General features: G+C 36.8%; 15 protein-coding genes. 4 read left to right on the top strand and 11 right to left on the bottom strand.

Going from position 1 to position 12,688, the window contains the following annotated elements:
* Window positions 1-14 precede the first annotated feature (14 nt).
* The gene (locus ACTWPF_RS09230; RefSeq protein WP_443149026.1) at window positions 15-674 is read right to left on the bottom strand and encodes an MBL fold metallo-hydrolase; all 660 of its coding nucleotides are present in this window, start codon (window positions 672-674) and stop codon (window positions 15-17) included.
* A gap of 134 nt (window positions 675-808) precedes the next feature.
* Here ACTWPF_RS09230 and ACTWPF_RS09225 point away from each other — a divergent pair, with 134 nt between their 5' ends.
* Window positions 809-985 (top strand): DUF2759 family protein, encoded by a 177-nt coding sequence (locus tag ACTWPF_RS09225; protein ID WP_106896930.1) that lies wholly within the window; start codon window positions 809-811, stop codon window positions 983-985.
* A gap of 134 nt (window positions 986-1,119) precedes the next feature.
* On the opposite strand, the gene ACTWPF_RS09220 is transcribed toward ACTWPF_RS09225, so the two are convergent.
* The 4 genes from ACTWPF_RS09220 to ACTWPF_RS09205 all read right to left on the bottom strand — a co-directional run bounded on the left by ACTWPF_RS09220 (window position 1,120) and on the right by ACTWPF_RS09205 (window position 6,093).
* Window positions 1,120-3,036, bottom strand: a complete 1,917-nt coding sequence (locus ACTWPF_RS09220; protein ID WP_443149025.1) for an LTA synthase family protein — start codon at window positions 3,034-3,036, stop codon at window positions 1,120-1,122.
* A gap of 241 nt (window positions 3,037-3,277) precedes the next feature.
* The gene (locus ACTWPF_RS09215) at window positions 3,278-4,258 is read right to left on the bottom strand and encodes an ROK family glucokinase (protein WP_443149024.1); all 981 of its coding nucleotides are present in this window, start codon (window positions 4,256-4,258) and stop codon (window positions 3,278-3,280) included.
* Between the two features lies 1 nt (window position 4,259).
* Entirely contained in the window at window positions 4,260-4,472 is a 213-nt protein-coding gene (locus ACTWPF_RS09210) for a YqgQ family protein (RefSeq protein WP_106896933.1), read from the bottom strand.
* A 154-nt stretch (window positions 4,473-4,626) separates the two neighbouring features.
* Window positions 4,627-6,093, bottom strand: a complete 1,467-nt coding sequence (locus ACTWPF_RS09205) for a spore germination protein (protein WP_443149249.1) — start codon at window positions 6,091-6,093, stop codon at window positions 4,627-4,629.
* Between the two features lie 132 nt (window positions 6,094-6,225).
* Between ACTWPF_RS09205 and ACTWPF_RS09200 the strand changes: the two genes are divergently transcribed.
* Window positions 6,226-7,092 carry a hypothetical protein gene (locus ACTWPF_RS09200; RefSeq protein WP_443149023.1) on the top strand — a complete coding sequence of 289 codons (867 nt, stop codon included), beginning with the start codon at window positions 6,226-6,228 and terminating at the stop codon, window positions 7,090-7,092.
* 131 nt (window positions 7,093-7,223) lie between these two features.
* Here the strand turns inward: ACTWPF_RS09200 and ACTWPF_RS09195 are convergent, their stop codons facing one another.
* The 5 genes from ACTWPF_RS09195 to rpmG form a co-directional block, all read right to left on the bottom strand.
* Window positions 7,224-7,721, bottom strand: a complete 498-nt coding sequence (locus tag ACTWPF_RS09195; protein WP_443149022.1) for a GNAT family N-acetyltransferase — start codon at window positions 7,719-7,721, stop codon at window positions 7,224-7,226.
* Between the two features lie 94 nt (window positions 7,722-7,815).
* Window positions 7,816-9,354 (bottom strand): rhomboid family intramembrane serine protease, encoded by a 1,539-nt coding sequence (locus ACTWPF_RS09190; RefSeq protein ID WP_443149021.1) that lies wholly within the window; start codon window positions 9,352-9,354, stop codon window positions 7,816-7,818.
* A gap of 278 nt (window positions 9,355-9,632) precedes the next feature.
* Window positions 9,633-9,830 carry a hypothetical protein gene (locus ACTWPF_RS09185; RefSeq protein ID WP_036572586.1) on the bottom strand — a complete coding sequence of 66 codons (198 nt, stop codon included), beginning with the start codon at window positions 9,828-9,830 and terminating at the stop codon, window positions 9,633-9,635.
* An 84-nt stretch (window positions 9,831-9,914) separates the two neighbouring features.
* The gene (locus ACTWPF_RS09180; RefSeq protein ID WP_443149020.1) at window positions 9,915-10,469 is read right to left on the bottom strand and encodes a 5-formyltetrahydrofolate cyclo-ligase; all 555 of its coding nucleotides are present in this window, start codon (window positions 10,467-10,469) and stop codon (window positions 9,915-9,917) included.
* Window positions 10,470-10,533: 64 nt separating this feature from the next.
* Window positions 10,534-10,683, bottom strand: coding sequence for a 50S ribosomal protein L33 (rpmG, locus tag ACTWPF_RS09175; RefSeq protein WP_011066322.1), 150 nt, complete (start codon window positions 10,681-10,683; stop codon window positions 10,534-10,536).
* 423 nt (window positions 10,684-11,106) lie between these two features.
* Between rpmG and ACTWPF_RS09170 the strand changes: the two genes are divergently transcribed.
* Together ACTWPF_RS09170 and ACTWPF_RS09165 are read left to right on the top strand one after the other, a co-directional pair.
* Window positions 11,107-11,322, top strand: coding sequence for a hypothetical protein (locus ACTWPF_RS09170; RefSeq protein ID WP_036572581.1), 216 nt, complete (start codon window positions 11,107-11,109; stop codon window positions 11,320-11,322).
* Window positions 11,323-11,361: 39 nt separating this feature from the next.
* Complete coding sequence (locus tag ACTWPF_RS09165) at window positions 11,362-11,940, top strand: hypothetical protein (protein WP_443149019.1); 579 nt, start codon at window positions 11,362-11,364, stop codon at window positions 11,938-11,940.
* 33 nt (window positions 11,941-11,973) lie between these two features.
* On the opposite strand, the gene phoU is transcribed toward ACTWPF_RS09165, so the two are convergent.
* Window positions 11,974-12,630, bottom strand: a complete 657-nt coding sequence (phoU, locus tag ACTWPF_RS09160; protein WP_443149018.1) for a phosphate signaling complex protein PhoU — start codon at window positions 12,628-12,630, stop codon at window positions 11,974-11,976.
* Window positions 12,631-12,688 lie beyond the last annotated feature (58 nt).

Below are 12,688 nucleotides of genomic sequence, written 5' to 3'. Positions count from 1 at the left end.
CGATGCCCTGTTTTTTAATGATCAGGGAAAAAGGGATTTTGGTGCTTTTCAAACCCAATAGTGGTTTCAGAACCGTGGCCTGGGAAGACCGTATAGCCATCATTCAAGTTATATAACTTGTTTCGGATGCTTTTTTCTAGCACATTTATGTCCCCGCCAGTTAGATCCGTTCTTCCTATTCCTTGCTTGAATAGTACATCTCCACTAATTACTATAGATTGATCAGGGAAAACAAAGCTTACACTCCCTGGTGAGTGTCCGGGTGTATGTCTTATCTCAAACTTAAATCCATACATCTCTATATCGCCTTCTCGAAGCTCGTGATCTGCCTCATAAGTGGTTATTTCTTGTCCCATAAGACCTAGCGAACCATTTAATGAAGCATCCTGTAGCCAATTGCTTTCCTCAGAGTGTAAGTAAACATCAATTTGATACTTTTCTCTTAATTCTTGGACTGCTCCTATATGGTCAAAATGAGCATGTGTTAATAAAATAGCTTTCGGAGTCAGTATAAGGTCTTCCATAAGTGCCATTACTTTTTCGGGATTCCCTCCCGGATCAATAATCAATGCATTTCCTTCTTTATGTATGATATAGCAATTCGTTCTTATAGGCCCTAATGATAACGCTTTTACTTCCATCTCAATCCCTCCAACTGGTTGTCGCCAATTCATTCATTTTTAGTCCATGTATTTCTCGACAAATGATACGAAATACTATAAAATAAATATTATATTGGGTTAGTTACATAATAATATAAACGGTAGTCACGATCAATTTTATGAACTGAACAAGGGGGTTAACTAAGATGCATATCGTTTTGGCAATATTATTATTATTGGTTGCATTACTTGCAGTTGTGTCTGTTATTCGTCAGCTTAAATACAAAAATTTCTTCGCTCTAGCTTTTTCCGCTATCACTGCCGTTGCATTTGGATTTTTCTCTATCGCAACGCTTATCACTGAGATTTCAGGAATGAATTAAACTAAGGGTGAACGACCAAAAGTCCGTACGGTTATTTAACTCGTCCGGGCTTTTTTATTTAATCAGATTAATCTATTTAAAAACGGAGGTTTCCTTGTGACTGCTCAACAGTCCATGGTCCTCCGTTTTTATTGTTATTTTTCTTTATCATCAAGTTCGATAAATCGAAATAAATCTCCATAAATCATGTCATCTGAATAAGCAAGTTCCTGATCCACTTTATCCGCTATAGGAGTACAAGCAGTCACCTCTTCATCGATTGAAACATCTAGAGAGACTTCACTTTCCCCTTCTACTGGCTCACCTGTTTGGCGATCATAGCAAATACCGCTTGTATAAACGAAATCTTTATTTATAAAATCGCCATTTCTTAAGGCAATATAATCTTTTCGTTTATTTGAGAATAAATCATTTCCAAAGTATATATCCTCTTCATTTTCAATCCCAAGCAAGCTTAGCATAGTCGGTTTGACATCAATCTGCCCTGATACCTCAGAACGTACTTCTCCTTTCCCGTGCCCAGGAATGTGAATAAAGAAAGGCACACGCTGAAGCTGAACATGATCAAAAGGAGTAATTTCCTCTTTGTCTAGATACTGACTCATTGCTTTATTATGATTGGCACTTATCCCATAATGATCTCCCATAATGACGATAATGGAATTCTCATATAAACCTGCAGCCTTTAATTGTTCAAAAAACTGCTCAATGGATTCATCCATATAACGAACCGTGGGAAAGAAATTATTAAGAGTAGCTGAGTTAGAATCATAAGCCTCTATCGACTTATCTTCTTCAGGTAATTCAAACGGAAAGTGATTTGTCAACGTTATAAGTTTAGAGTAATATGGCTCCTTTAATGTCTGAAGGTGTTCAATAGATTGTTCGAAAAAGGGTTTATCCTTTAATCCCCAGCCTACAGAATTATCGTCTGTTACCTCATAAGCCTCTTCTCCATAAAACGCATCAATACCTAAACTTTCGTACATCTGGTCTCTGTTCCAGAAACTTTTGTTATTTGCATGGAAAACATTTGCGGTATAACCTTCTTGACCTAGAATTTCAGGCATTGCATTGTATTCATTCTGTCCATGTGTAAAGAAAACAGCTCCACGCGACAAAGGATACAAGGAGTTTTCAACCAAAAATTCAGAATCAGAAGTTTTTCCCTGCTCTGTCTGATGATAAAAATTTTCAAAGTAATACGTGTTTTCATCTTCTGTTAAGCTATTCAAGAATGGCGTAATTTCTTCCCCATTTACTTCATTATTGATCACAAAACTTTGTAAAGACTCGGCATTGATAAAGATAACGTTTTTATCTTCCGCAACCCCGAACATCTCTGATTTTTGATCAGTCTTAACGTTATTCTCTACATACTTCTTAATTTCAGGAATTTCATTGCCGTCCGCAAAAACTTTCTGTGTTGTTGCTTTTGTATTAATCGCAATGTCGTATATATGGTAGTTAAACAGCCCTATATTTTTTACAAGATACTCGCGGTCAAATGCACGCGTGAATAGCTGAGGGCGCTCCATCTCTGCCAAAAAAAAGTTTCCTGCAAGTAGTACAAGAGACATTGCTAAAGCAAATACTTTCCCTCTCCTAGAAAAATCTATAATGAAACTATCTGCTCTTTTTTTGCTTAAATACCATATTAATGCTACGTCGATAAACAATAAAATGTCATATGGTCGCATCAAGGATAAGATACTTTTCCCTAGGTCAGCAGCATTACTTCCCTGTAATAACTGGGGAATGGTGATAAAATCAGCAAACGATCGATAAAACACAATATTAGCAAATACTACTAGGGAAGCAAGTAATGCTGTATACCGAATATACTTCATTTGTCTTGATTTTTTGCTGAACCAGACGCTAATTGCAAATAACAAAAAGGTTGAAACAAATGGATTTATAAATAGGATTAACTCTTGCATTATATTTTCAAGGTCGATATTAAATATAAACCGATAAACGATATATGTTTTTACCCCAAATAATATAGTAGCAATGATAAAAAAAGGCATTTTCTTTTGATTAATATTCATTTTTGTTTCCTCCTGCTTTTCCCTTTCAACACATTGTCAAAATAACATATATGTACTTAGCTAACGTATTTTTATCGCTAATTATCAATTCCCCTGCATTTATATTATAAACGCAGGGATAAATTCATGTATGATTTCTGTAAAACTCATATAAGTATATGACGTATTGAATATAATAAAAGTTTCAAAGCAACATATAAAAATTTTGGATCACAATAATTTACAGGAAAAGGTAAAATAACTAGAAAGAAACATGAAGAACTTTTTGTTTTACAAGGAAGGCCGCTCCAATAATGCCCGCATCATTTCCCAACTCTGCAACCCTCATATCGCAAATGGAACTTACCCTTTCAAGGGCATATTTCTCAAATGACGCCTTAATCGCATCAAGTAATTGATCTCCAGCTTTTGATACGCCACCACCAATTAATACTTTCGACGGGTTAAGAAGAGCCCCCATGTTAGCAATAACTAAACCAAGTACATCGGCAGTATAGTGAACAATAGAACTAGCATCTTGATCTCCCAATGCCGCATAGTTGAAAATATCTTTAGCAGTTAAGAGACCGTGATTTGCGTAATGTGCCACTAATTTACTTTCACTATTCCCCGCTTCAATTAACTCCATCGCCTGTTTTACAATTCCCGTGGCTGAAGCTATTGTTTCTAGGCAACCTGTTCTTCCACAGTTACAAGGTCTTCCAGCTGTTTCAATCGTCATATGTCCAATCTCACCAGCCATCCCATTTGTACCGTTTACAATCTCACCGTTTGCAATAATGCCGCCCCCTACACCAGTTCCAAGCGTAATAGCGATAACATTTTTCTCTTGACGACCTGCACCCTGCCAATTCTCTCCTAGCACAGCGACATTTGCATCGTTCTCTACAAAAACTGGGAGTCCTGAAAGTTGTTTCAAATGACCTGGTAAATCATATTCCTTCCAGCCAATATTGACTGCTTCGTAAATATAGCCAGTATCTCCGTCAATAAACCCAGGTGCGCCTAAACCAATCCCTAATATATTATCTGATGAGATATTCAATTCAGATAGATTCTGTTGGATGGAGGCCCAGACATCCTCCATAATATGCTGCCCACCATCTGATTTATCTGTTTTCATTTCCCATTTCTTATAAATATCCCCTGTTGCTGAAATAATGCCAATCTTTACACTCGTTCCTCCAACATCAACACCAATAATCCATTCGCTCTGAGTCATGTTAAGTGTTCCCCCTTCTCTCTTTTTCTACTTTAGATATTTCGCTTCGCAAAAGTAACTTGGCCATTGTATAGTCTTCTACACTAATAAAATCCCATTTATGCAATTCAGTTAGCTCCATATCCATCAATTCCAAGTCTCCCAAACGATCACCAGTATATACGAACGATCCATATCGTTTAAGAAGTTGTTGAACATCATAAATTGTTTTCATAAAAATCACCAAATTTAATTATAGCAAACTTTTTTTGGAATAGGAACTACAATAAAAGCGAGAGGCGTCGTGGTGGGAGACTACATATGCCTTGTCCTAGTTCAATATCGACATGCCCCAGTTCTTTACGCATAAAAAAACCGCAGGTAACCTGTTAACGGTCAGGGTCCTGCGGGTTTAAAAAGAGGGGTCTTCTGTTTTTTAATGGGATTGGTGTCCGTACAAAAATGTCCCGAAATGGACGATAGGAAAAAGGTAGGAACGGCCAAAAATAGGGTATATGAAACGACTGCATTCTGGCAAGATAAAGAATCCAAAGTGTAATTCCAGTTACGTACCCCATTACACCAAACAAAGAAGTGCAGATTAATAAAAAGATACGTACGAGCCGATTAGCTAAACTCATTTCATAACTTGGTGTAGCGTACGTTCCTATAGCAGCTACTGCCAAGTATAAGACAACTTCATTAGAGAACCATCCAACTTCCACAGAAATTTGTCCAATTAGAATGGCTGCCACTAGTCCCAGAGCAGTGGCTAAAGAAGATGGCGTATGAATGGCAGCCATGCGCAAGACATCAATTCCTATTTCTGCAATTATAAACTGGGCAATTATAGGCACAACTCCCATTTGGTTTGGGCCAATAAATTCTAATCCAGATGGCAGCAGTTCAGGATTTACAGAAAATAAATAGTATAGTGGAAGAATAAAAATCGAAGCGAATACAGCAATGAACCTTATCAGACGTAAGTAGGCACCCACCAATGGCTTCTGCCGGTATTCTTCCGCATGTTGCAGGTGATGCCAATACGTAGCTGGTGTAATCATGACACTTGGTGAGCCATCGATGATAAGCAATACATGTCCCTCATAAAGGTGAGATGCAGCAGTGTCAGGTCTTTCTGTGTATCGAACTGTTGGATAAGGGTTCCAATAACGTCCACTAAGAAATTCTTCTATTGTTTTTTCCGCCATCGGGAGTCCGTCTGTATCGATTTTATCTAATACGCCTTTCAAATGTTCAACTCTTTCCATATCTGCAATATCTTCAATATAACAAATACAAACATCTGTCAAAGAACGGCGTCCGACCTGTGTATATTCCATTCTTAACGTTCGATCACGAACCCTTCTTCTAGTTAAAGCCGTGTTGAATACCAGTGTTTCCACATATCCATCTCTGGATCCTCGTACTACTCTTTCTAAATCTGGTTCGGCAGGGGTTCTTGCGGGATATGTTCTGGCATCAATCATGATTACTTTATTGATACCTTCTACGATCAATGCGGAAGGACCAGCAAGTATTTGATTTGTAGCCAGGTTGAGATCGTCCACCTGTTCTATCTCTACGTAAGGAATATACGTTTTAAGTAATTTTGCTAATGGATCAGGTTCAATATCCTCGGGCTCCAACTTAGCAAGTAACTTCATCAAAAGGTGAAGAATGTCATCTTTTGCAAATCCATCTATTAAAAACAGTGCCATTCTTCTTCCAGCGTACTCTAAATCCAATTGTATAATATCAAAGCTTTTATCCACACCGAGTCTTTTTGATAAATATTCTACATTTTTATCATAGCTGGTATACATGACTTTTTCTTTGTTTATTTCTTCTGACATATCCTCACCCAACTCTCTTTCTCTTCATAATGGTAGTTTGACAAGCTGGGTTGTTTTCTATACATCTAACATATCTTCTTACCTAAATTCATACAATGGATTAGACAAGCTACTCTAGAGGGTGAATAGTTGATGAATAAATGGGGATTTCTTTCAATCATTATTGTTTCAATTAGTGCTGCCGCCATCATTTATATAGTAAACATTCATACGTTGCCTGCCATAACCTATTTTCCAATAACAGAGGACCAACGTTTTGAAAAAGTACAAACCGATATATCGCTGTTTTCGGAAAATGGGAATGATTCATATGAAATAATTTGGTCCGCGACCTCTGTAAGCGAAGCTCCAACCTACCTTAGGCAAGACGCTTCTCTATTATTCGATAATGGAAGACTTCGTGGGGTAAGAAGTAAGTGGAAGCAGAATTCAGATAGCATTATTATGAAAGAAAGATTATTCCATGAAGACAGCAGCTTATTTCAAGCTATTACGTTTCACCACGGTGAGATTCATAAACAAGATAAATCCATTCATAGTATGCAACAAATAACGGCAGATCAACTATATGTCATTGACTCTCCAACAACTGCCTTAGAATCATTTAAAAAACCACAGAATAATTATGAGGTGGAGTGGAAAAACCTCTTGGAAAAAACCACCCGTCAACAGCTTTTATACCATTGGAATCAGCTATTTACTCATTTTGATATAGATAGTGGCAACTATCTATCCGTCCCTTTAACGAGCCTGGCTACTTATCAAACAGAACCACTACCATCATTTACACAACAGGAAACAGACAAAATCATGGGGCAGTTATGGGAGGGGCTCTATAAGAATTATATTGTACCTGCCACATCGAAAAATAATAAAAAACCTACCAGCTACATCCCCATTATCCTTTTTAGTAAGGACCTAGATCATTTACTTGTCCTTTTTGAGTTAAATGGGAGAAAAAACCAGCTTATACAGAAGTACAGTCTTACTGAAAACTAAAAAAGTGCCATTGGCACTTTTTTAGTATATTTCCATAGTTTTTCTTAGACCATTATATTTACATCGCCTTCGCTGCCAGTAATCCCCTACTTCAAAACCTGAGGGAAACCCCCACAAAATGAAGTATCACTTTATTTTACTATCTTATAATAAAAATTATTATCTTTGTAATTACCGAAGGCATCCTGCGAATAAGCTGGTACTTCTCCGTATAGTTCATACCCCTCTGATTGATAAAGCATATTAGCTGAAGATCCCTTGGCTGTATCCAATAATAGAAGCGTTCTCTTTTCTTGCTTGGCTGCTTGTTCGGCAGACTGAAGGAGTTTTCTCGCTACACCCTTCCTACGTGCTTCTGGATGTGTCATTAACTTGGCAATTTCGGCTCGGTGCAGTCCATTCTCCTTATTTGCGAGGTGTAACTGAATTGTACCTACTACCTTACCATCAAGGAGACAAATAAATAATTGAACCTGCTCGGATACAACATCTTTCCAGTAATGAATGGCTGTTTCGTAATGCATGGGATATAAATAATTAAGTGCAGCACCTTCAGCTACCACTTCTTGAAACAAAGTTGCCAATTCTTCTTGATAGGCAGCTATATCTTTTATTTCTACTATTTGCAACAGCTTTACCTCCTTATCCAATTTTTTCTAAGTAAATGTCTCATTCTCTCATTGTCCGTTAGCTTACTTGAAAACATAGGAGCAATAGATACTTTTAAGGACTTTCTTCCATTAATTGATCATACAAACTCTTAATATTTTCGTCCTTAGGGTTGAGTTGACTAGCACGTTCAATCGCTTCTCTTGCCTCTGTCAAATCTCCCTTATTCGCATAAAGCACGGCCAAGTTATAGTGAGCCTCTGACAAGCTATTGTTGATTTCTATTGTTCTTTCAAGGTCTGTCTCCGCCTCTTCTGATCGATCTAACTGTATATAAGCATACGACCGTTGAAAAAGCAGATTTTCCTCCAATTCCCCTTCTTTTGCCAGCCCCTCAGTGGCAACCTCTACAACTTCCTGATACTTTTCATCCTGTAAAAGTTCATCTATTTGCATTAAATAATATTCTTGATTAGTTTCGTTATGCTGGATACCAAAAGCTACCAGCCCACTTAACAGTAAAAAATAGATTACCAATGCGCTAAGTTGGAGTACAATCTTTTTCTTGTTAGGCAAGTGGATAATGGCAGAAGCAATAAAACCTGCAGCAAGTCCACCTAAATGTGCAATATAATCAACTTGAGGCACTAGGAATCCAAAAACAATATTGATAGCTAGAATGATTAAGACGCCGCGCCCCATTGTTTGAAAAAAGATTTTCTTATATATTACTCCAAAAAACAATAAGGCGCCAAATAAACCAAATAATGCACCTGAAGCACCGGCAGAAATATTATAGGAAAAGGCAAAGCTTGCAAGTCCCCCTCCAATACCAGCTAGAAAATAGATGAATAAAAATCTTGCTGATCCGTATATTCTTTCTACAGTTGACCCCAGATAATAAACAGCCAGCATATTCATCATTAAATGCAAAACCCCGATATGTAAAAACATGGAGCTTATTATTCTCCACCATTCTCCTTCAATAATTGCCGGATTGTATTTAGCACCAGATTCAATAAGATTGTGAATATTTTCACTGCCACCTCGTACTTCCAACCATATAAATAAAATAATATTTATAGCTAACAACAAATACGTTAAGAATGGTTTACCATAAAAAAATAAATTATCTACTTCTTTTTTCTTTGCAAAAAATGCATCCTGTAATGCCTTTTTATAGATTAAAACAGCAGGTTCCTTCTCTTCATTGGACTCCCCTTCTAACGGCGGCCCCACTTCAAGGGAACGGAATAACCGTGACTTTTCTTCTTGGCTGTTTTCGTTAGTAATATAATAGACATTCATTTTCGTGGCATTTTTCTCTTTTAATTGCATAGGCTTTTTTAGAAATTCCCAATCATCAACTGGTGGGTGTGAAGAAAAATAAACATTATGTATTGTAACAAATTTTCCAGTGATTACTTTACTCAATGCTTTACATCGTTGAAATGTAGTCGCGATATCATTGCGTAAATGGTTTTTCCAGTCGAAACCTTTATGTATAAGTCTAATCACATTGGAGTTTCGCTTCACATTTTGCTCTAGCCAAATTTCTTCCTCTTTATTATTTATATATAGTACCTCGAACTGGTGTTTCGTTACAAAGTAATGTGCCAGTTGATACATTGAAAATTGTTCATCTAAGTACATGGTCTCCCCTCCTGCCTTTCCATCATACCAAACTTTTACCCCGGTGCAACCGTCCGTAAGACTCCCACTTTAAAACATGAAGTGACAACGGGATGTTTAAGTGGGAGTACACGGACACTAACACCCCGATTCGTTCAACTAACAATCAGTGGGGGAAGAACAAAAACCCCACTGGTTGAAGTTTCACTTTATATACTTACCCTGATAAAGGTCTCTTCATGCTAGTGATTTCTTGTGGGTAAATAACAAAAAAGAAGCTGACATGGCAGCTTCTTTTTTCACATTTCATTCGATTGTTGTTTTCCAAACAAACCAGGTAATATTTTCGATCGAATAGTTGGCATATTCATGGATAAGGTAACAGCAAGACGTCGTAAAAAACTAATTGCCAGTAATGTATTAACGATTCGGTATCGCCATTTATACACGATACCAATGATACCTAATATTCCTAATACAATTGTCGTAACTCGCATACACTTTTCACCTTCTCTTTCTTTAGATGGTGAACTTAGTTTGAGGTGGTTTATCATTATTTATACATCTAGCTTATTTGCTCTCTACCAAGATTTCTCTGCTGTTATGATATGTTGAACTGGAATATCAAATGACTCTGCTGGTACTTGATCAACAAGTTGCTCGGAATGCATGAGTGAAGCTGTTACATTCGGATAATCGGCAAGATAACGGTCATAATATCCTCCACCAAAACCAATTCGGTAACCCCGTTTGTCAAAAACGAGACCTGGGACTAATAATAGCTGAATTTCCATTTTAGCCACTGGTTGTGTCACAGTTGGATTTGGCTCAAGCAAATTATAGTAAACTACCTCTAATTGATTAAATGACTCTAACTTATAAAAGGTAAGCATCCTTTCCTTTGGAGAGCATTTTGGAACACACACCGTTTTTCCAGCCTTCCAAGCTTCTTCAATAATAGGCTTGGTATCCCACTCCATTGCTTGGGAGACAGTTAACCCAATAGTAGTTGCTTGCTCCCAAATAGAACTGGAAATTAATTGATCCTTAAGTTTCTTTTCTGTTATGTATCTGTCCTCTTTACTAATCCCTTTTAAAAATTCTATCGAGTTTGCACGCAATTCTGCTTTGGTCAAAACAATCAGCTCCCTAAAATAGAAATAAAACCCCTGCCATCAATGACAGGAGTTTCGTTTAAAACTATTTAGTCTCGCGATGTAAAGTGTGTTTTTTAAGACGTGGACTATATTTCTTAAGCTCGATACGTTCAGGGTTCGTACGTTTGTTTTTTGTTGAAATATAGTTACGATCACCTGTTTCAGTACAAGCTAATGTAATGTTTACGCGCATAATTTTCCCTCCAAACTATAAGAAACTTGCTTATAGGCAGCTCAGCATTCATTTCAGACTTAATAATAATAGCAGAAATTCGCCAAACTATCAAGGAGTAACAAAAAAATTATTTTAACTCTCTATAATTCTTTTATGTGGATTACTGCCCCATCTCTTTTTATTTAGATGGTAAACATATTTCTCATTATTATTATTCGTTTCAGATTAAATTTATTATTTTAGAAAGCCTTTATGATAGATTATAAGGGGGTAATTATTTAGCTCAATCTATGATTCCACCAAGCATTGTTTATTCGTTTTTCGTTTTGAAACCATATATTTACTATGGTCTAGTGCTTGTTTATATGATATAACTAGTAATGTAGAATAAAAGCGAAATGACTCAAATTAAGCATTTGCTGATAATAAGGAGGTTGAAAAATGTTATTCGCAGTCATTGCTATTCTTGTGGTTGCTATTGTGTTATTCGTTCTGTCTTTCTTTATGAATGACCGTTTGGAAGATTTGGAAAGCCAGCTCGAGCAATTTTCTATTTCAACAATGCAAGATACATATCAAATGAAGAAGAAGATTAAGATTTTGGAAGAAGAATTACTTACTGAAAACTACCCAGAAGACTTAACTAAAAGCAATTGATCCAAAAGGTAACAATCTGTATTTGAAAAGGAGAAACCAATGAAACAAAGTGTACGATCGTTTGCTATAGGGTTATTTACTGCAGGTATACTGCTACTTGGCGGGATATTCTTTTTTGGTACCGGTGGAGAGAAAGTAGAGGATTTAGCTGCAGAGGACCTAATCGACCTTGTTGAACAAAAAGGCTACTATGTCTTAAATAAAGAAGAATATATTGCTGCTTCGGTTGGAGATGAAAGTAAAACAGCTTCCGCTGAAACTGATTCTAAAGAAGAAAATTCCGAACAGGAATCTTCCAATAAAGAAGAGGACTCTTCGAAAGATCAGGAAGACGAAGCAACTGAGAAAGCCAAAGAAGAAAACTCTGATGAAAATGATAGCGAAAAAACAGAAAAGGAAGAAGAAAAGGAAAAAACTTCCTATACGTTAAAGATAAAAGAAGGAATGGCCTCTTCTGATATCAGCTCTGTATTAGAAAATAACGATATTATTGATGATGCAGGAGAGTTTAATGAATACTTGATAGATAATGATTATCACCTGAAAGTACAAATAGGTGAATATGAACTTACCACTGGCATGAGCCACTATGAAGTAGCTGAGGCAATTACAAAATAAGCAGTATGGCAGGTTTTAACTGCCATACTGCTTTTAATTTAAATTATAATTTTCACCTTTAACAAGGAACAAAATACTTTCCCCGATGTTCGTGATATGGTCCGCATAGCGCTCCAAATATCTAGCACAAAATGAGACTTGCATAACATATTGAATTTTGTCAGGATTTGTAGCTGTTTCACCAAGCAATTCACTGATAATTAATTTGTACAATCGGTCCACTTTATCGTCCATCGCAGATAGACTGCTTGCAAGTGCTATATCTTCTTCGCTAAAGGCCTTTAAAGCCGTGTGAAGCATGTCTTTAGCAATTTCATGCATCTTCTTTAAACCTTCTGGTAATACAACCTCATTATATTCACCTAAATAGATCGTAGCATTGGCAATATTTTTTGCGTTATCTGCCATACGTTCCAAATCTGTTACAATCCTTAAAGCAATAATGAGCCTTCTCAAGTCTGTTGCTACCGGTTGTTGCTTTGCAATAAGTAAAATGGTCTTATCATTAATTTCAATTTCCAACCTGTCAATATTATGATCCTGTTCAATAATTGCCTTAGCTTGCTCTGTGTCTTTGTTAAATAATGCGTTAATTGCATTCTCTAATGCTTCCTCGGCTGCATCTGCTAACCGGATGATATCAGTATTTATCTCTTCCAGTTCATGGTGAAACTGTCCACGTGTTGCCATGGAATCCCCCCTATTCTGTCTAACATACTATAAGGGTAACAGGTAAGTATTAAGCTAC

The sequence above is a fragment of the Oceanobacillus sp. M65 genome, assembly GCF_052246275.1.
In the GTDB taxonomy this organism is placed as follows: domain Bacteria; phylum Bacillota; class Bacilli; order Bacillales; family Amphibacillaceae; genus Oceanobacillus_B; species Oceanobacillus_B jordanicus.
Note: the sequence above shows the minus strand (reverse complement) of the source record. Positions and strands in the feature narration are given on the sequence as shown.

Bases quoted from the DNA above. Each gene is read 5' to 3' on its own strand.
- ACTWPF_RS09185 (WP_036572586.1), bottom strand. From the start codon at position 9,830: ATGCGAGTTACGACAATTGTATTAGGAATATTAGGTATCATTGGTATC.
- ACTWPF_RS09215 (WP_443149024.1), bottom strand. From the start codon at position 4,258: ATGACTCAGAGCGAATGGATTATTGGTGTTGATGTTGGAGGAACGAGT.
- ACTWPF_RS09200 (WP_443149023.1), top strand. From the start codon at position 6,226: ATGAATAAATGGGGATTTCTTTCAATCATTATTGTTTCAATTAGTGCT.
- ACTWPF_RS09205 (WP_443149249.1), bottom strand. From the start codon at position 6,093: ATGTCAGAAGAAATAAACAAAGAAAAAGTCATGTATACCAGCTATGAT.
- phoU (WP_443149018.1), bottom strand. From the start codon at position 12,630: ATGGCAACACGTGGACAGTTTCACCATGAACTGGAAGAGATAAATACT.
- ACTWPF_RS09220 (WP_443149025.1), bottom strand. From the start codon at position 3,036: ATGAATATTAATCAAAAGAAAATGCCTTTTTTTATCATTGCTACTATA.
- ACTWPF_RS09165 (WP_443149019.1), top strand. From the start codon at position 11,362: ATGAAACAAAGTGTACGATCGTTTGCTATAGGGTTATTTACTGCAGGT.
- ACTWPF_RS09225 (WP_106896930.1), top strand. From the start codon at position 809: ATGCATATCGTTTTGGCAATATTATTATTATTGGTTGCATTACTTGCA.
- ACTWPF_RS09190 (WP_443149021.1), bottom strand. From the start codon at position 9,354: ATGTACTTAGATGAACAATTTTCAATGTATCAACTGGCACATTACTTT.
- ACTWPF_RS09230 (WP_443149026.1), bottom strand. From the start codon at position 674: ATGAATTGGCGACAACCAGTTGGAGGGATTGAGATGGAAGTAAAAGCG.
- ACTWPF_RS09210 (WP_106896933.1), bottom strand. From the start codon at position 4,472: ATGAAAACAATTTATGATGTTCAACAACTTCTTAAACGATATGGATCG.
- ACTWPF_RS09170 (WP_036572581.1), top strand. From the start codon at position 11,107: ATGTTATTCGCAGTCATTGCTATTCTTGTGGTTGCTATTGTGTTATTC.
- rpmG (WP_011066322.1), bottom strand. From the start codon at position 10,683: ATGCGCGTAAACATTACATTAGCTTGTACTGAAACAGGTGATCGTAAC.